The 17,164-nt window shown below is 61.4% G+C and carries 18 protein-coding genes; 13 read left to right on the forward strand and 5 right to left on the reverse strand.

Annotated elements, in window-relative coordinates; all coding sequences use genetic code 11:
* Positions 1-257 precede the first annotated feature (257 nt).
* The 3 genes from KB449_RS02855 to KB449_RS02865 all read right to left on the reverse strand — a co-directional run bounded on the left by KB449_RS02855 (position 258) and on the right by KB449_RS02865 (position 2,222).
* A complete protein-coding gene (locus KB449_RS02855; RefSeq protein ID WP_282906915.1) occupies positions 258-1,040 on the reverse strand; it encodes an SDR family NAD(P)-dependent oxidoreductase in 783 nt (260 codons plus the stop codon).
* A gap of 15 nt (positions 1,041-1,055) precedes the next feature.
* Positions 1,056-1,811 carry a FadR/GntR family transcriptional regulator gene (locus tag KB449_RS02860; RefSeq protein ID WP_282906916.1) on the reverse strand — a complete coding sequence of 252 codons (756 nt, stop codon included), beginning with the start codon at positions 1,809-1,811 and terminating at the stop codon, positions 1,056-1,058.
* A gap of 234 nt (positions 1,812-2,045) precedes the next feature.
* On the reverse strand, positions 2,046-2,222 hold the full coding sequence (locus tag KB449_RS02865; protein ID WP_282906917.1) for a hypothetical protein: 177 nt from the start codon (positions 2,220-2,222) through the stop codon (positions 2,046-2,048).
* A 157-nt stretch (positions 2,223-2,379) separates the two neighbouring features.
* Between KB449_RS02865 and KB449_RS02870 the strand changes: the two genes are divergently transcribed.
* The 11 genes from KB449_RS02870 to KB449_RS02920 all read left to right on the forward strand — a co-directional run bounded on the left by KB449_RS02870 (position 2,380) and on the right by KB449_RS02920 (position 12,957).
* Positions 2,380-3,795 (forward strand): FAD-linked oxidase C-terminal domain-containing protein, encoded by a 1,416-nt coding sequence (locus KB449_RS02870; protein WP_282906918.1) that lies wholly within the window; start codon positions 2,380-2,382, stop codon positions 3,793-3,795.
* The gene (locus tag KB449_RS02875) at positions 3,788-5,185 is read left to right on the forward strand and encodes a (Fe-S)-binding protein (RefSeq protein ID WP_282906919.1); all 1,398 of its coding nucleotides are present in this window, start codon (positions 3,788-3,790) and stop codon (positions 5,183-5,185) included. The genes KB449_RS02870 and KB449_RS02875 overlap by 8 nt, the downstream gene beginning before the upstream one ends.
* Positions 5,186-5,272: 87 nt before the next feature.
* Positions 5,273-5,473, forward strand: a complete 201-nt coding sequence (locus KB449_RS02880) for a hypothetical protein (protein ID WP_282906920.1) — start codon at positions 5,273-5,275, stop codon at positions 5,471-5,473.
* A gap of 97 nt (positions 5,474-5,570) precedes the next feature.
* Complete coding sequence (locus tag KB449_RS02885; protein ID WP_282906921.1) at positions 5,571-5,795, forward strand: hypothetical protein; 225 nt, start codon at positions 5,571-5,573, stop codon at positions 5,793-5,795.
* 488 nt (positions 5,796-6,283) lie between these two features.
* Positions 6,284-7,123, forward strand: a complete 840-nt coding sequence (locus tag KB449_RS02890) for a class I fructose-bisphosphate aldolase (RefSeq protein WP_282906922.1) — start codon at positions 6,284-6,286, stop codon at positions 7,121-7,123.
* A complete protein-coding gene (locus KB449_RS02895; protein WP_282906923.1) occupies positions 7,123-8,286 on the forward strand; it encodes a Gfo/Idh/MocA family protein in 1,164 nt (387 codons plus the stop codon). Before KB449_RS02890 ends, KB449_RS02895 begins: the two co-directional genes overlap by 1 nt.
* Positions 8,287-8,288: 2 nt before the next feature.
* On the forward strand, positions 8,289-9,488 hold the full coding sequence (locus KB449_RS02900; protein WP_282906924.1) for a carbohydrate kinase family protein: 1,200 nt from the start codon (positions 8,289-8,291) through the stop codon (positions 9,486-9,488).
* Positions 9,489-9,917: 429 nt separating this feature from the next.
* Positions 9,918-10,469 carry a D-lyxose/D-mannose family sugar isomerase gene (locus tag KB449_RS02905; RefSeq protein ID WP_282906925.1) on the forward strand — a complete coding sequence of 184 codons (552 nt, stop codon included), beginning with the start codon at positions 9,918-9,920 and terminating at the stop codon, positions 10,467-10,469.
* Positions 10,470-10,546: 77 nt separating this feature from the next.
* Positions 10,547-11,602, forward strand: a complete 1,056-nt coding sequence (locus KB449_RS02910; RefSeq protein WP_282906926.1) for an aldose 1-epimerase family protein — start codon at positions 10,547-10,549, stop codon at positions 11,600-11,602.
* Positions 11,603-11,641: 39 nt separating this feature from the next.
* Complete coding sequence (locus tag KB449_RS02915; protein ID WP_282906927.1) at positions 11,642-12,409, forward strand: DeoR/GlpR family DNA-binding transcription regulator; 768 nt, start codon at positions 11,642-11,644, stop codon at positions 12,407-12,409.
* Positions 12,410-12,540: 131 nt separating this feature from the next.
* Positions 12,541-12,957, forward strand: coding sequence for a VOC family protein (locus KB449_RS02920; RefSeq protein ID WP_282906928.1), 417 nt, complete (start codon positions 12,541-12,543; stop codon positions 12,955-12,957).
* Between the two features lie 117 nt (positions 12,958-13,074).
* Here KB449_RS02920 and KB449_RS02925 read toward each other — a convergent pair whose 3' ends face one another.
* Positions 13,075-13,500: a VOC family protein gene (locus KB449_RS02925; protein ID WP_282906929.1), complete on the reverse strand. Its 426-nt coding sequence runs from the start codon at positions 13,498-13,500 to the stop codon at positions 13,075-13,077.
* A 190-nt stretch (positions 13,501-13,690) separates the two neighbouring features.
* On the opposite strand from KB449_RS02925, the gene KB449_RS02930 reads away from it, so the two are divergent.
* Positions 13,691-14,917, forward strand: a complete 1,227-nt coding sequence (locus tag KB449_RS02930; protein ID WP_282912723.1) for an MFS transporter — start codon at positions 13,691-13,693, stop codon at positions 14,915-14,917.
* 6 nt (positions 14,918-14,923) lie between these two features.
* Positions 14,924-15,685, forward strand: a complete 762-nt coding sequence (locus KB449_RS02935; protein ID WP_282906930.1) for a TSUP family transporter — start codon at positions 14,924-14,926, stop codon at positions 15,683-15,685.
* A gap of 441 nt (positions 15,686-16,126) precedes the next feature.
* Here the strand turns inward: KB449_RS02935 and KB449_RS02940 are convergent, their stop codons facing one another.
* Positions 16,127-17,143, reverse strand: coding sequence for a copper amine oxidase N-terminal domain-containing protein (locus tag KB449_RS02940; RefSeq protein WP_282906931.1), 1,017 nt, complete (start codon positions 17,141-17,143; stop codon positions 16,127-16,129).
* Between the last annotated feature and the right edge of the window lie 21 nt (positions 17,144-17,164).

Raw genomic sequence — 17,164 nt, forward strand, 5'->3', positions numbered from 1 at the left:
GCGGGGGGGCGGGGAACGGAGGACGGATTGGTTCTATATTTTAAGCGCTGCCGGGCTCCGTTACGCGGGGACCCGCATGCAGACGATGAAATAGCGATGTGCCAACGTCTTTTTCGGGCGGAAGCGGTGGTTCGGCGCGAAATAGTAGCCTGCAGCGCGAATAACGATATGCGGTGCGTCTTATTCGAGCGAACCCAAAGAGCGGCACGCCGTCCAACCGGATCCGGAATCCGGCGGACGGCGTGCCGCTCTTGACGTTACAGCGCCGGCGCCGCTCCGCCGTCGATGTTGACAGAGGTGCCCGATACGTAAGAGGCCGCGCCGGATACGAGGAACGCAATCACACGCGCAGCCTCTTCGGTGTCGCCGATACGGCCGAGCGGGATGCCGTGCTTCGGATCGCGCGCGTACTGCTCCCACGGCACCTCCGGCGCTTCGCGCTGCCACTTGGCCTCGATCTGGCTGCTGCGGATGAGCCCGATGCAGACGGTGTTGACGCGGATGCCGTCGGCAGCCAGATCGCGGCTGAGCGCCTTTGTCAGCGCGAGACCCGCAGCGCGGCTGACCGAGGTCGGCAGCGAGGAAGGGCCCGGCGTCTTGGCGAAGGCGGCGGTGACGTTGACGATGGCGCCCGTACCGCTGCGCTTCAAATATGGCAGCGCAGACTGCGTGAAGCGGATGGCGCCGAACAGCTTCAGATCCAGATCGTCCCGCCAGACGGCGGGCTCGACCTTTTCGAATGGCGCCGCGTTCGACGTCCCCGCGTTGTTGACCAGAATATCGATGCCGCCGAAGCGCTCCGCCGCCTTGACGACCGTATATTCCACGTCGCTGTCGCTCGTTACGTCGGCGACGATCGCCAGCGGCTCATGCCCCGTTTTTTCCTTGATGAGCGCTTCCGCCTTTTCCAGCTCTTCCGCCCCGCGGGCGACGATGACGACGTTCGCGCCCTCCTCCGCCAGCAGCAGGGCCGTATGCAGCCCGATCCCCTTGCTCCCGCCCGTAATAATCGCGGTCTTGCCTCGCAGTCCCAAGTCCATAATCGTACCTCCTCGTTAGCTATGCACTTGCGCTTGTCCCGCGTTGCCGTCCGACTTCTGTTCGAGCGCCGTCCGCAGCACCTTTTCCACCTTGGACAAATGCAGCCCGATCCGCTCCGAAGCCCGTTCTGAGTCCCGCGTCTCGATTGCCTCGTAGATACCGCGATGCTCCTCCAGCAGCCTGGAAGCCTCGGCCTGCTCCTGATAAAACCACAGCTCCCGCGTCCGCCCGATCGTCTCGGACAGCCGCTGCGAGATCGAATCCATCAGTTGGTTCAGCACGGGATTGCCCGAGGCTGCCGCTATCGCTTGATGAAACGCGAGATCTGCGCGTTCCCCGCCCTCGGCATCGTCCTCCCGGAGCGCCCGCTCCATCCGCGCCAAAATCTCGCGCAGCCTCGCAAGGTCGTCCTCGCCCCGCTTTAATGCCGCCAACTCGGCCGTCCCGCGCTCGAGTATTTTGCGTACCTCCAAAATCTCCATCACCGCTTCCGCGCCTTGGGAGAGATCGAAGAGAGAGCCCGTCGCCTCGCCGGGAAGCGACTTGGCCACATACGTCCCGCCGCCGTGCCGCACGTCCAGCCAGCCCATCGCTTTAAGCGCGCTAATCGCCTCCCGGATGGTCGAGCGGCCAACGCCGTAGGCTTCGGCAAGCTTTTCGAGAGAAGGCAGCTTCTGTCCGGGCACGAGCTCTCCGCGTTCCAGCTGCTGACGAATATGGCGCGAGACGATTTCATGTCCTTTTTGCGTCTCGATCTTGGTCGGTCGCATGTCCAGCGCTCCTTGCGTGTTCGATATCGTCGGACGGCGCTTATGGCCGTTGATAAGTATTAGCATAAATGATTTACCGGAAAAAGTCTTGGCGAGAGAGAGAGCGGCCGCGAGGGCGCGGGAACGGGAGGAGGTTCAACAGCTGTCTGCAAGCGGTCTTGACTGCGTTGAAGACGCAGTCCGCGGGAGGCGCAAGGAAGAAGCCGCGGCAAATCGCCGCGGCTCCCGAAACCATTATGAATTCTTTTTTTCCTCGGCGGACTTATGGTTCGTAAACGTCTCCTCGACCGAATCGACCATTTCCTCCACCGCTTCGCTCACCATGTCCGTCGCCATCAAATCTTCGTTGCCCTGCGGCGTCGGGGACGAGGCTTCGGTATAGGATTCGACGTCTCCGTCTTTGCGAATCATGGGAATCCCTCCTTTGGCATCATATCTATGATTACCCAGACCAGGCGCCCCATACCCATCCGGACACTTGCCGCAGAAAAAGGGATTTACGAAAAGGGAACAAACCGTTACAATAAAAGTCATCAGATGACCTGAACAATTAGGGGTGAAACGTAACATGGCGGAAAAGGCGCTTGCGTCCAAACTGCGTGCCATTGTCGGCGATCGTTACTATAGAGAGGATATGGAGGCCCGCGTCGCGCATTCTTACGATGGAACGCCGATGCTGCAGGCGCTTCCCGACGGCGTCGTCTATCCGGCTTCGACCGCAGAAGTCGCTGCTGTCATGAAGGTTCTGGCCGAGCACCGCGTGCCGCTGGTCAGCAGGGGCTCCGGATCGAACCTGTGCGGCGGCACGGTTCCGCTGGAGGGCGGCATCGTTATGGTCATGCACCGGATGAACCGCATTCTCGAGGTCGATCTCGAAAATCTGACGGCGACCGTGCAGCCGGGTCTCATCACGGCCGAGTTCATCGCGCACATCGAGTCGCTCGGGCTGTTCTATCCGCCGGATCCGAGCAGCATGCGCATCTCGACGATCGGAGGCAACATCGCGGAGTGCTCGGGCGGCTTGCGGGGGCTCAAGTACGGCACGACCAAGGACTACGTCATCGGCCTTGAAGCCGTGCTCGCGAGCGGCGAGATCATCCGCACGGGCGGCAAGCTGATGAAGGACGTGGCCGGCTACGACCTGACCAAGCTGCTGGTCGGCTCTGAGGGCACGCTGGCGATCATCACCGAGGCGACGCTGAAGCTCGTCCCGCCGCCGCGCGCCAAGAAGACGATGCTGGCGATGTACCGCGACCTGTACGGCGCGGCGCGCACCGTCTCGCGCATTATCGAGGCGCGGATCATTCCGGCGACGCTCGAGTTCATGGACAATCCGACGATCCGCGTCGTCGACGACTTCGCGAAGCTCGGCCTGCCGCTCGACATGGAGGCGATCCTTCTCATCGAGCAGGACGGCGATCCCGAAGCGGTGGAGCGGGACATCGCACTGATCGAGGAGATCTGCATCGCGGAGCGCGCCGACAGGGTGCAGGTGGCAGCCGACCGCGAGGAGGCGGAGCGGCTGCTGACCGCAAGGCGGAGCGCGTTCACCGCGCTCGCGCGGCTGCGTCCGACGACGATTCTCGAGGACGCGACCGTGCCGCGCTCGAAGATCGCGGACATGGTGCTGCGCATCAATGAGATCGCGCGCAAGTACAATGTTACGATCGCCACGTTCGGCCACGCCGGCGACGGCAACCTGCACCCGACGGCGACGACGGACGCGCGCGACCACGACGAGGTGCACCGGGTCGAGCAGGCATTCGCCGAAATTTTCGAAGCGTCCATCGAGCTCGGCGGCACGATAACGGGCGAGCACGGCGTCGGCATCGTCAAGGCGCCATATCTCGAGTGGAAGGTCGGGTCCGCGGGCCTCGACATGATGAAGGGCATCAAGCAGGCGTTCGATCCGCACAGGCTGCTTAACCCCGGCAAGCTGTTCGCCAAGGAGACGAGAAAAAGGGTGGTGCTGCAGCATGAGTAGTCAGACCTTCGGCAAGCCCGACATCGAGCATTCGAACCCGCTCGCGCGCACGATGCTGAAGAAGCTCGATTACGACCAGCTTACCAACTGCATGCGCTGCGGCTTCTGCCTGCCGGCTTGTCCGACCTTCCGCGAGACGGGCGTCGAGCCCGAATCGCCTCGCGGCCGGATCGCGCTCATGAAGGCCGTCGTAGACGGCGTAATGGAGCCCGACCAGGCGTTCGAGGACCAGATGAACCACTGTCTCGGCTGCCGCGCGTGCGAGCCGGTCTGCCCGGCCGACGTCAAGTACGGCCAACTGATCGAGCAGACGCGCGACGCCATCGAGGACCATGCCAAGCACGGCGCGATCGTGAGCGGGACGCGCAAGCTGTTTTTCCGCGGCGTATTCCCGCACCAGAACCGGATGAAGCTGCTGGGCCGGTCGCTCCGGCTGTACCAGAAGTCCGGTCTGCAAAAGGTTGCGCGCGGCACGGGCATCATGAAGCTGTTCCCCGCCCATATGCGGGAGATGGAGCAGATCTTGCCGGAAGCGGCGTCCCAGGGCGTCGTCGAGCGGATCGGCGAGCGCTACCCGGCCAAGGGTCAGCGGATCGCGACGGTCGCCTTGTTCAGAGGCTGCATTATGGACGTCCTGTTCGCCGACACCAACGTCAACACGGTGAAGCTGCTGTCCGAAGCGGGGTTCGACGTGGTTATCCCCAAGACGCAGGGCTGCTGCGGCGCGCTTCACGCGCATAGCGGAGAGATGGATCAGGCACGTGAGCTGGCTCGCGTCAACGTCAAAGCGTTCAAGGATGCCGGCGTCGACTATATCGTCAGCAATGCGGGCGGCTGCGGCGCCCTGCTCGTCGAGTACGATCACCTGCTGCACGAGGACGAGTCCTGGGCGGAAGACGCAGCCTGGTTCGCGAAGCGGGTCGTCGACATTAGCACCATCTTGGTGGATAAGGGTCGCGTGCCTGCCTTTGCTGAAGAGGCGGCTGAAGGCGCGGTGCCGGAGGCAGTCGCGGAGACAGGAGCTGCGGCAACGATCACGTATCAGGATTCCTGTCACCTGCGCAATGTCATGAAGGGCTCCACCGCGCCGCGCAAGCTCATGAAGTCGGTAAAGGGCGCGCACTTCTGCGAAATGCGGGATTCCGATCGCTGCTGCGGATCTGCGGGCATCTACAATGTCACGCAGCCCGAGATGGCCGGCCAGATTCTCGAGCACAAGATGGAGCATGCCAACGCCACGGAGGCGCAGTACTTGCTGACGAGCAATCCCGGCTGCCTGCTGCAGATGAAGCTGGGCATCGACAAGCACGGCCGCGGCGGTGACATGAAGGCGATGCATATCGTGGATTACTTGTACGAGCGGATCGCACGTCCCGGCGACGAGGCGTAATTAAATTTCGACGAATCGAATGCGGCGCGTGCGCACGGGCGGTCGAGCCTATATAATGATAGTTAAACAGTCTAGGAGGTTCGCCCCTTGAGGAAGTATAACTTCATCCGCCCGGTGCTGCTCATCGTGACCGCGCTGCTCGTCAGAAGCCTGGTCACCAACGTCTGCTTGATGCTGGGCATGGAGCCCGATCCGGCCAGCAGCGTAGGCTTCATGGCCATGATCGTCGCCGCCTTCATTATTTTCTCCCGCATGAACAAGCGCCGCCGCAAGCCTTCGGACAAGTGAAGGCGATCCGACAAGCAAGCGTTTTTTTATCGAATAGATCCGTATAGGCTTAGAAAGGCTGTCCCGTCATGTCGCGGCATGATCAGGACGGTCTTTTTTGTCATTTTTGCCATTAAAGAAAAGTATAAAAATGCGCAAGACCAGGCCAATCGATGAGCCGGTAATTGCAAGGAGAGAAGAGTCGGTGCTTTCCATCCTGACGCGGGCGGCGGCGATTCGCGGACAAGCAGGCGCGCTAGCGGCGTGCGGCGCTTTTCGGATGTTTCGCGGGGCTAAAAACCTGCATTTATACATGTATTTTCTACCGACCAACGACACTTGATGAATACCTGCAAATATGCAGGTAAATTCAATGCTTAAGCCCGAAATCTGACTGATAGAGGAAAATACCTGCGTTTTTGCATGTATTCGTGTCAAAAGGATAGGCATCGGCGGAAATAGATGCATATTTGCAGGCATTGCGGCGAAAGAATGACGCGGGCCACGATACGTGGGCCACGAATATGCGGGCCACGAATATGCGGGCCACGATATGCGGGCCACGAATATGCGGGCCACGATATGCGGGCCACGATACTCGGGCTAAGAATATGCAGGTCCCGTTGTAACGGCTGTCGGATGGCCATTAATAGGCGTTTCGGATGTCCGTTAAACATAAAAGAGAAGTCAGGGTGTTCTACCCCTGCTTGATCTAAAAATGTTAAAAACGAAAAAAACATTTCTTTTTAATAATTTAATAGTAGCGACGCAGTGTTAATTATGATAAATTAATGTTACAAAATAACATTGTCTAATAGAGGAGATGCGGAAATGTCCAACAAGTATCGTTTGAACCGGATGTTCAGCGCCCAAGGAAAGTGTTTTGACGTCGCGATCGATCACGGCTTTTTTAACGAGCATACGTTTCTGGCGGGTATCGAGGAGATGGACGCCGCCGTCCGCACGATCGTCGAGGCAGGTCCCGACTGCGTGCAGCTCAGCACCGGTCAGGCGCGCCGCCTGCAGTCGGTTCCGGGCAAGAAGCCGGGTCTCGTCCTGCGCACGGATGCAGCCAACATTTATGGCAGCGTTCTGCCGCGCTTCCTGTTCAGCGAGCTGATCGCGAACGCGATCGAGGAGGCTGTTCGTCTGGACGCCGTCGCCGTGTGCGTCAACCTGCTGATGCTGCCGGAGCAGCCTGAGCTGCATCATCAGTGCGTGCGCAACGTGACCGCGCTGAAGGTCGAGTGCGAGCGCTACGGCATGCCGCTCATGGTCGAGCCGCTCGTCATGCTGCCAAACGAAGCGAAGGGCGGCTATATGGTCGACGGCGATCTGAAAAAGATTATGCCGCTCGTCCGTCAGGCGGTCGAGCTGGGCGCCGACGTCATTAAAGCAGATCCGTGCGACGACGTGTCGGAATATCACCGGGTCATCGAGATCGCTTCCGGCGTTCCGGTTCTCGTCCGCGGCGGCGGCCGCGCCAGCGACGAAGAGATCGTCGCCCGCACCGTCGAGCTGATGAACCAGGGCGCTGCCGGCATCGTCTACGGCCGCAACGTCATCCAGCATCCGAACCCGGCCGGCATGACGTCCGCGCTCATGGCGATCGTGCACCAAGGCGCGTCCGCGGACGAAGCGCTCTCGATTTTGAAGGGAGGCCAGGCCTAATGGCGAAGGACAAACGCATTATCCGCTTCGGCGTTATCGGCTGCGGCCTCATGGGCAAGGAGTTCGCCAGCGCCGCCGCCCGGTGGTGCCATCTGACGGACGTCGGCTTCGAGCCGCGTATCGTCGCGGTGTGCGACGCCAATCCGGCAGCGACGGAATGGTTCGTCGACAACGTGCCGAGCGTCGTCCATTCGTACAGCGATTATCATGAGCTGCTCGCCAATCCCGACGTAGACGCCGTCTACTGCGCCGTGCCTCATAATCTTCATCAGCAAATTTACGTCGATATCATCCGTTCCGGCAAGCATCTGCTCGGCGAGAAGCCGTTCGGCATCGACCGCGAAGCCAACGCCGCGGTTACCGAGGCGCTCGCCCAGCATCCCGAAGTCATCGTACGTTGCTCGTCGGAATTTCCGTTTTACCCTGGCGCGCAGCAGATCGTAAAATGGGTGAAAGAGGGCCGTTTCGGCCGGATCATCGAGGTGGAGGCGGGCTTCTGGCATTCGAGCGACCTCGATCCGACCAAGCCGATCAACTGGAAGCGCCGCATCGCCACCAACGGCGAATACGGCTGCATGGGCGACCTCGGCATGCACGTGCTGCATCTGCCGCTTCGCTTCGGCTGGAAGCCGAAGAGCGTACGCGCGCTGCTGTCGAAAATCGTGCCGGAGCGTCCGGACGGCAAGGGCGGCATGGTGCCGTGCGAAACGTGGGACAACGCTATTCTTGCTTGCGACGTCGAGACGGACGGCCAGCAGTTCCCGATGGTGCTGTCCACCAAGCGCATCGCGCCGGGACATGCCAACACCTGGTTTATCCGCATTCAGGGGACGGAATTCTCGGCCGAATTCACGACCAAAAATCCGAAGCAGGTCGCTTCGCTCCCCTACGAGCCCGGCGCCGCGCAAGCTTGGCACGTCGTCGACGCGCCTTACAAATCGGCCTACGGGACGATTACGGGCGGCATTTTTGAATTCGGATTTTCCGATTCGATCCTGCAAATGTGGGCGGCCTTCTGCGACGAACTGGTCAGCCGCGACGGGATGAGCCAGCCGTTCCGCTGCGCGACGCCCGAAGAGGCGTCCGCCAGCCATCGCGTCTTCACCGCAGCGCTCGAGTCGGAACGCACGGGCAACACGATCGCGATCGATTGGGAGGAATAAACGTGACCGACCGCGCAGCGGACATCGTCGTCGCCGGACATATCTGTCTGGATATCATACCGGCGCTGCCCTCGCATCCAGAAGGCTTAAGCCAGCTCCTGGCGCCGGGCAAGCTGGTCGAGATCGGACCGGCCAGTCTGTCGACGGGCGGCGCCGTGGCGAACACGGGGCTTGCCCTGCGGCGGCTCGGCTTCGGCGCGCGTCTCATGGGGAAGATCGGAGACGACGCCTTCGGGCGCTCGATCAAGGAATGCCTCGACGCCTACGGCGCAGGCGCGAGCGACGGCATGATCGTGTCGGCGGGCGAGAGCAGCTCCTACACGATCGTCATCAGCCCGCCGGGGATCGATCGCCTGTTCCTGCACGCGACGGGAACCAACGATACGTTCGCCGCCTCGGATGTATCTTCGGAAGCGCTTGCCGGCATTCGCTTGTTTCACTTCGGCTACCCGCCGCTCATGCGCGGGATGTACGAGAGGGGCGGCGAAGAGCTTGAACGCCTGCTAAAGTCGGCTAAAGCGGCCGGCGCGACGGTATCGCTCGACATGGCGAGGCCCGATCCGGCGTCAGACTCCGGGCGCGCGGACTGGCCCGCGATTCTTGCCAGGGCGCTGCCGCATGTCGACGTGTTCCTGCCGAGCCTGGAGGAGATTCTGTTCATGCTCCGGCCGGATACGTACGAGGAGCTGTCCGCTCGCAGCGGCGGCGAAGAGCTGCTCGGCCTGGCTGACGGCGCGCTGCTGTCTTCGCTTGGAGCGGAGCTGCTGGCCCTTGGCGTCGCGGTGGCCGGCATCAAGCTTGGCGAGCATGGGCTGTACGTCCGCACGACAGCGGATGCCGCGCGTTTTGCGGCGATGGGCGCCTGCGCGCCGGGGGCGGAAGCGATCGGCGATTGGCTGGGGCGGGAGCTCTTGGCGCCGTGCTTCGCGGTCGAAGTCGAAGGCACGACAGGCGCCGGCGACTGCACGATCGCGGGGCTGCTCGGCGGGCTCGCGAGCGGCTTGACGCTTGAGCGCTCGCTGCTTAGCGCCGTAGGCACGGGCGCTTGCAACGTCGAGCGCGCCGATGCCGTCAGCGGAATCCCGCGCTGGGAAGAGCTTCAGCGCCGCATCGACGCCGGCTGGCGCCAGCGGACGCCGGTCCTGGCGCTGCCGGGCTGGGCGCAGCTTGCGGAGAGCGGGCTGTGGAGCGGCGGGCGTTAGATGTGGCAGAAGGCGTGTAGAGTACGCGGACTCTGTTGGAAGATCAGGCGCAAAAGCGCTTATCGTGGGGTGACGTAGGCCTGATCTGGTCGAGATAAGTCCCAAATGCGCTTATCGGTGAGTGACGTGGGCCTGATCTGATCGAGATAAGGCGCAAAAGCGCTTATCGGCCGGCGCCTGCAGCCTGATTTGATCGAGATCAGGCGCAAAAGCGCTTATCGGCCTGCGCCTGCAGCCTAATCTGACCGAGTTAAGGTGTAAATGAGCGTATCGACTGAGAGATGCGCGGTTTCACCGCGCAACTGGCGCACGCAGCCCGCGGATTGCCCAAGTTACGCGATCTCACCCCACAACTGGCGCACGCAGCCTATTTCTAAATTCTGCAACCGTAATGTAAACAAACAAACATTCCAATGAGGAGCGATTCCGATGAGCATCAGACGCAGCGAGATTCGCGAGGCGCAGCGGCGCACCGACGAATTGTTTCGCGAGGCAGGCATCGTGCTGACGGAGGAGGAGCGCGGCGGCATCGAAGTGGCGGGCTTCGGCCTCGGCGAGCTGGAGACGGAAGGACTCGAGCTCGTTACTTACGTCAATACGGACCGTTATTGCGCCAAGGAGCTGGCGTTGTTCCCTTATCAGACTTGCCCGGAGCATCTGCACCCCGACATCGACGGCCAGACGGGCAAAATGGAGACGTTTCGCTGCCGCTGGGGTCTCGTCTACTTGTATGTAGAGGGCGAGCCGGTCTCTGACGTAAAGGCGCGTATCCCGGAGCGGAGCGCCGCACACTACACCGTTCGGCATGAGATCGTGCTGACTCCAGGCGAGCAGTATACGATACCGCCGAATACGAAGCACTGGTTCCAGGGCGGTCCGGAAGGCGCGATCGTGTCGGAGTTTTCCAGCACGAGCCGGGACGAGTTCGACATTTTTACCGATCCGGCCGTCGTCCGCATCCCGCCGATCGTCGAAGATTAAGAGAGAAGGCTTGCCGGCGAAAGAGTGACCGGGCGGTTAGCGTCGCTGCGAGAACAAGAGGAAGCGGAGGCGGTTGGATGAGGCTGTACGGCAAGGATTGGACGCGCCGCGAGCTCGAAGCGCGCGTCGGGCGCATGAGCCAGATCGGCGGTGTGCGGCGCATGACGCTGTCGGAAGGCAAGGAAGCGGGCGTCGAGCTGATCCGCGTGACGACCGGCGCGGGGTTGACGCTGGATATCGTGCCGTCCAAGGGATTGGACCTTTCGCGCGCGGAACTGTGGGGCGCGCCGCTGTCCTGGCAGTCCGCGGCAGGAGACGCGCATCCGGCCTATTACGACGCATCCGGCACGGGCTGGCTGCGGACAGCCTCGGGCGGCTTGCTCATGACGTGCGGCCTGACCCATGCCGGCTCGCCCTCGGAGACGCCCGGCGGACCGCAAGGTCTGCACGGCCGCGCGCATCATACGCCCGCTTCGCAGGTAGTCGCGCGCGAGGAGTGGGAAGGCGACGAGCTCGTCTGGAGCGTTGAGGGCACGATCGAGGAAAATGCGCTGTTCGGCGCGAATCTCAGGCTTCGTCGGCGAATCTCGGGCAAACTCGGCGTCAATGAGATTCATATCGAAGACCGCGTAGAGAACCTGGGCTTCGCCCCGTCGTCTCATATGATGCTGTACCACTTCAATTTCGGATTTCCGCTGCTGGACGAACGTGCCTCTATTATTTTGCCGCCCGCCGTCGCTTCGGAGCGAGGCGGCAAGGGGAACGTAGCCGATTGCACGCGCTGGGATCGGCCCGATCCGGCTGCCAGAGAACGCGTCTTCTATCACGAACTGCACGACCGCATAAACATGGCGGAAGCATGCGTGCACCAACCCGCTTTCCCAGCGGGACCCGGAGCAGCGGCCGTATCGGTCAAGCTGCGTTGGTCCGCGGACACGCTGCCCCGGCTCGTGCAGTGGCGCATGCCGGGCGCAGGTGCGCACGTGCTGGGCCTCGAACCGGCCAACTGCCGCGTCGAAGGCTACGAGGCGGAGGTCCGCGAAGGCGGGCCGGCCATGCTCGCGCCGGGTGCAGGGGTGACGCACAGGCTGGAGTTGAAAATAGCGGCGGAACAAGCGATGATAGAGAAATAACGAGCGGACGCGCACGGCGGACGGGAGGAGCGGCGGCAGATGATCCACAATCAGGCGGACTGGAACGCGAGGCAGCGCCAGATCCATGAACAGATCGCGCAGAGCGGGGAGGTCCGCATCTCGGAGCTGAGCGAGCGGTACGGCGTGACCGAGATGACGATCCGGCGGGATCTGGAGAAGCTTGAGGAGGGCGGGAGCGTCAGGCGCACGTTCGGCGGGGCGATCTACGTCTACCGGGACGTCGCGCTGCAGGATCGTACCGGCCTGTATATGGACGAAAAGGTGCGGATCGGCAGGCAAGCGGCTTCCCTGATCGCGCCCGGCGAGTCCGTGTTCCTGGACGGCGGTACGACGACGCTGCAGATCGCGCGGGCGCTGAGGGCCGGCCAGCAGATCACGGTCGTGACCAACGCGCTGAATATCGCGGCCGAGCTCGCGTCCAAGCAGATACCGACGATTATGACCGGCGGCATGCTGCTCGAATCCACGCATTCGCTTGTCGGCCCGATCGCCGCGCAGAGCTTGTCCGGCATGGCGTTCGACCGCGCTTTCCTCGGGGCGACGGGACTGAGCGAAGCGCACGGCTTCAGCAATTCCAATCTGTACGAGGCCGAGATCAAGCGGATCGCCGTCCGCCAGGCGCGGGAGACGACGGTCGTGCTCGATCGCACGAAGTTCGGCGCGCGGGTGCTCGTATCCTTCGCCGGGCTCGCGGACGTGAAGCGCATCGTCACCGACCTTCCGCCGGACGGGGAGCTCGCGCGTGCCTGCGCGGAGGCCGAGGTTCGGATCGAAGTGGCCGAGTAGGCCCCTTTTCTCACCCTCGTCCTCGCTCTGGCCGGCATTTTAGCAATCTAGAAGAAATAAGCGCCTTCGTGTCGTGGTAGAATAACGTTAAGGTCCGATTTGGACAAAAACGATACCATGAGGTGACGACGATGGCTTTTCAAATTTCACAAACCTTCCTCAACCTGCCGGTCAAGGATCTGAAGCGCTCCATCGCCTTTTTCGAGGCGCTCGGCTTCGCGTTCAACCCGCAATTCACCGATGAAAATGCCGCCTGTCTGATCCTCAGCGACACGGCGTACGCCATGCTGCTGACCGAGCCGTACTTCAAGACGTTCATCAAAAAGGACATCTCCGACGCGACGAAAACGACGGAGTTCATCATGGCCGTCTCCGTGAGCAGCAAGGAAGAAGTGCAGGAGCTTGTCCGCAAGGCGCTGGCGTCCGGCGGCTCGGTCTCGAACGATCCGCAGGATCACGGCTTCATGTATACCGAGAGCTTCCAGGATCCGGACGGCCATCTGTGGGAAGTCTTCCATATGGATCCGACGTACGTGCACGAAGGCTAAGAAGACGTATTGTAAGGAGGGTGTTCTACGTCCCGGCGGACGAAGGACATCCTCTTTTTCATGCGAAAAAAGCCCGCCGGGAACGGTTGGCCCGGGCGGACTTCGGACGCTGGCGCTTTAACCTTGCTGCTGCTGCTGCTGCTGTTGCTGCTGCTCCGTAGACACTTGCCACTCGACGCCGTACTTGTCCTGCAGCACGCCGAACAAGGCGCCCCAGAATTGCTGCTTGAGCGGGTCTTGGACATTGCCGCCGGCAGACAGCTTGTCGAACGCCGCATGGGCTTCTTCAGGGGTATCGAACAGCAGGCTCAGCGCCGTGCCGTTGCCCCGTACGATTTGCCGGCTCGGGCTGTCGGACATGAGGATCGTGATGCCGCCCGCCACCAGGTGCAGATGCATGATCTTCTCCTTCAGCGCTTCGGGCGTGCCCGGCACGTCGCCGAACGTCATGACGGACAGCAGCTCGCCGCCCAGCGCATCTACGTAGAACTGGGCTTGCGACCTCGCGTCTTCGGAAAAAATATAGGGAACCAATCTTGCCATGTTTATCCGCCTCCTGTTTTCATCATGCGTCTGCCGCTCCTCTTTTATTCTATCACCGCGCGCGCCGCCGATTTCTTTTCGATTGCTCTTTTGCGCGCTATGAGGGACAATGTTCCTGTTGTCCGTCGGACATGTGATCGCATCGTACGGAGGTTTAGGCACATTGATCAAGCGCGCTTCGAAAATAAGCATGAACGAAATATGGCTGCTGTCGATCGTATTCGGCGGCTTTCTGGTGTTCGGATTGTCGGAGAACGTTAAAGGTCCCGCCATCCCGCGGATGCAGCTGGACTTCGGCTTAAACGAGGGGCAGCTCGGCCTGATGCTCGCGCTCAACTCGCTCGGCTATCTGGTCGCCTGCAGCTTCACTTCTTTTCTCGCCGACAGAGTCGGCATCAAGGCAACCAGCATCGCGGCTTTCGTGTCGATGGCGGCGGGGGGCGTGCTGATCGGCATTTCGAACGGCTTTCAGGCGCTGACCGCCTCGTACTTCTTTATGTACATCGGCAACGGCATGCTGGAGATCGCGCTCGCCATCCTTGCTGCGCGTATCTTTGTCAAAAATACGGGCTTCTTGATGAACTTAGCGCACTTTTTCTACGGCTTGAGCTCGATCGTCGCGCCGATCGCGGCCGCTTCGATGATGGGCTGGAGGTTGCCTGGCGGCGATGCTGCCTTGGGATGGCGGGGCATGTATGTCATCGTGCTGATGTTGTCGCTGCTGCCGGTCATTCCGGCGCTCCTCGGACGACTTCCGGTCGAGCCGGCGCACGACGAGGCGGAGGAACGTATCTCCTACAGCAAGCTGATGCGAGATCCCGTCGCTTGGCTGATCGTGCTCGTGCTTACCTCGGGCGTCATCTCTGAGCTGTCGATCGGGAGCTGGCTGGCGAACTTTTTGGAAAAAGCATATGACTGGAGCCCGACCGACGCGTCCGGCATGCTGTCGGCCTTTTTCCTTTGCTTCACGCTCGCGCGGCTGCTGATCGGTCCGCTAACCGATCGTTTCGGCTACACGTTGTCCATCATGGTCCTGTCGCTGAGCTCAGGCATTTGCAGCATCGCGGCGTTGTTCGCGGGCGAGAGCGGCGCGATGCTGTTCGCCCTGGCCGGCGTCGGCATCGCGCCGATCTATCCGACCGTGATGGCGCTGCTCGCCAAACGTTATCCCCGTGGCACGGGAACGGCGATTACCTTTACCGTCACGCTCATGGGTATCGGCAGCGTGCTTGGCAATCTCGCGATCGGCGGCCTGATCGAAGGGGTGCGCAACCTGTATGCCGGCAGAGGGGAGCGCGCGAGCCAAGTGCTCGGCCTGCAGGCTGGCTATGGGTTCATTGGCGCGATGGCGCTGCTGTGCACCGCCGCTTGCCTCGTGCTTTATTTTTATTTGCGCAAAAGAGGGGAAAGGTATTAAGCCGCCATGGACCATATTAGTATCGGCATGCTCATGCTGGTCGTTGTCGGCGGTTTTGCGGCCGCCTTCGTCGACGCGGTCGTGGGCGGGGGCGGCCTGATCTCCTTGCCCGTGCTGCTGACGGCCGGCCTGCCGCCAGCGGCGGCGCTCGGCACCAACAAGCTGGCCGGCACGCTGTCTTCGCTCACGAGCACGCTGTCCTTTTTCGCCTCGGGTCATGTCGACGTCCGTGCCGTGCGGGGGTTAATTCCATTGTCCTTGCTTGGCGCCGCAGCCGGCACGCTGACGCTTCGGCATGTACCGTCCGGATTTCTGAAGCCGATGGTCGTCGTCATGCTGACGGTCATTGCCGTATACACACTGCTGCGCCGGGAATGGGGCGAGCGGGCTTCTTTTGTACGCTTCACCGCAAGCACCGCCTGGCTGACGGGGATCGCCGCTTTTGCGCTAGGCTTTTACGATGGCTTCTTCGGTCCCGGCACCGGCTCTTTCCTCATTTTCGCCTTTTTGCTGCTTGGCTGCGACTTCGTGAAGGCAGCCGGCAACGCCAAGGCGCTCAACTTTGCCAGCAACCTCGCGAGCCTCGCGACCTTCCTCGTTCTCGGCTCCGTCCACTATGCGGTCGGCCTGCTCATGGGCGCGGCGATGATCGCCGGCTCCTGGATCGGCTCGCGCTTCGCCATCCGCCGCGGCCGTGCATACATCAAACCGCTATTTCTCGTCGTATGCGCTTTGCTGATCGGCAAGCAGTTGCTGGATTTGCTGTAGGCGAAGCAGTTCTCTCCGAGCTTCAAGACGCTTTACGCCGCTGTGGCGCATGTTCCGCTGACCTCGTCCCTCGGGGCATGCAAGCATGCCCCTGGCCGATATCCCGTCTTTAACGGCTCGCCTTGCCCATCCCTTTCACTTCCGGACACAGCGTCCGCTATTTCTGTAATTCGCGCGAATGGCTCATGCTTGTAGACAGAGGATTCGCTATGCCTTTCATAACTACCGGGATTCGACTCGGCAAAGCCGATTAGCGGACTACCAGTCCGCTAAGCCGTCAACACACTACATATTTGAAAAATAGCGGTTCCTGTGTCCGCGGCTGACAATAACGACACGAGGCATCGCTATCCGGTGGGATCTTGGTTGGTTTTACGAAATAACGACGTAAGTCTCGCACAATAACGATGGACGAAATCATTATCCGAACGACATGCAGACTCACTCTACCCAACCCGGCAACCGCGACTCGCCTGGCAGCGTCAACGACAGCTCGCCTTCCGCCTGACCGCCGGATTCGCCTGAGGTCGTGCTTCGCCAGCCCAGGATTTCTTTTCCTGCATCGCTTAGACGTCCCGAGGACAGGAGGTTTGTCGTGAGATGGTCCGTGCTGGACCAGAAAAGGTAGCTGCCGTTCATTTCCGGGGCTGTGCCCCTTTGGTCCGTTACCTTCATCTCCCACAGCAGTTCGAGCGTATCCTTCTCTCCGACGGGAATATGCGCCTGCCACTTCACGATCCAGCCGTCCTCGGTCAGTTCGGCATAGGATGCTTGATCTCCGCTCACCACGATAAAACGGTCGGAACGGCCCTCGGGGAACAGGTAAGTGACGTTGTAGCCTTCGCGCTCGTGCGTGTAAGGCAGCAAATCTACGGCATAGTGAGTGAGCTCTGGCGAGAGCGACATTGTGCGGCGTCTGGCTTCAGCCAGGTCGCCGTCGCGAAGCATCGCAAGCTGCGATGCATCCAGCGGAGCGAGGATCCGCACATTCTCATCGTCCACGGACACCCGGTAGCCGAACTGCTCCGCCAGAAAACGGAGCGGGACATACACTCTGCCTTTTACGATATGTACGGGACTGTCCAGCTTAAGGCCGCCCATATGCGCCGGATTACCGCTTGCAACTGCGGTGCTGCTGCCAACGGTGAGCCGAACGCTCTCGTTCCATTTGCCGAACGTTGCCGTTTTATCCGCCGCGTTCCATGACAACCGCAGGGCGAGCGGTCCCGCGACGGCGCTAAGCGGTACCAGCGTTCTGCCTTTCTCGACGATGGGGGAATCGGTTGCCAAGACCAGTTTGCCCTTCACGTATATGTGAGCGGGGGCTGCGGCGATTGCGGCGTCGGCGGCAGACAGCGCACTTGCGACCAAGGCGATGCAGACAATCTGCTTCAACATGCGGACACGCTCCTCTCTGACCGTATAGACGACGGCCAAGGCGAATAGTTGCTGTCCCATGCAAACTGCTGCCTGAAGCAA

The organism is Cohnella hashimotonis (assembly GCF_030014955.1).
GTDB lineage: Bacteria > Bacillota > Bacilli > Paenibacillales > Paenibacillaceae > Cohnella > Cohnella hashimotonis.

Bases quoted from the DNA above. Each gene is read 5' to 3' on its own strand.
- KB449_RS02925 (WP_282906929.1), bottom strand. From the start codon at position 13,500: ATGGCAAGATTGGTTCCCTATATTTTTTCCGAAGACGCGAGGTCGCAA.
- KB449_RS02855 (WP_282906915.1), bottom strand. From the start codon at position 1,040: ATGGACTTGGGACTGCGAGGCAAGACCGCGATTATTACGGGCGGGAGC.
- KB449_RS02935 (WP_282906930.1), top strand. From the start codon at position 14,924: ATGGACCATATTAGTATCGGCATGCTCATGCTGGTCGTTGTCGGCGGT.
- KB449_RS02860 (WP_282906916.1), bottom strand. From the start codon at position 1,811: ATGCGACCGACCAAGATCGAGACGCAAAAAGGACATGAAATCGTCTCG.
- KB449_RS02865 (WP_282906917.1), bottom strand. From the start codon at position 2,222: ATGATTCGCAAAGACGGAGACGTCGAATCCTATACCGAAGCCTCGTCC.
- KB449_RS02890 (WP_282906922.1), top strand. From the start codon at position 6,284: ATGTCCAACAAGTATCGTTTGAACCGGATGTTCAGCGCCCAAGGAAAG.
- KB449_RS02915 (WP_282906927.1), top strand. From the start codon at position 11,642: ATGATCCACAATCAGGCGGACTGGAACGCGAGGCAGCGCCAGATCCAT.
- KB449_RS02940 (WP_282906931.1), bottom strand. From the start codon at position 17,143: ATGGGACAGCAACTATTCGCCTTGGCCGTCGTCTATACGGTCAGAGAG.
- KB449_RS02920 (WP_282906928.1), top strand. From the start codon at position 12,541: ATGGCTTTTCAAATTTCACAAACCTTCCTCAACCTGCCGGTCAAGGAT.
- KB449_RS02870 (WP_282906918.1), top strand. From the start codon at position 2,380: ATGGCGGAAAAGGCGCTTGCGTCCAAACTGCGTGCCATTGTCGGCGAT.
- KB449_RS02875 (WP_282906919.1), top strand. From the start codon at position 3,788: ATGAGTAGTCAGACCTTCGGCAAGCCCGACATCGAGCATTCGAACCCG.
- KB449_RS02895 (WP_282906923.1), top strand. From the start codon at position 7,123: ATGGCGAAGGACAAACGCATTATCCGCTTCGGCGTTATCGGCTGCGGC.
- KB449_RS02930 (WP_282912723.1), top strand. From the start codon at position 13,691: ATGAACGAAATATGGCTGCTGTCGATCGTATTCGGCGGCTTTCTGGTG.
- KB449_RS02910 (WP_282906926.1), top strand. From the start codon at position 10,547: ATGAGGCTGTACGGCAAGGATTGGACGCGCCGCGAGCTCGAAGCGCGC.
- KB449_RS02905 (WP_282906925.1), top strand. From the start codon at position 9,918: ATGAGCATCAGACGCAGCGAGATTCGCGAGGCGCAGCGGCGCACCGAC.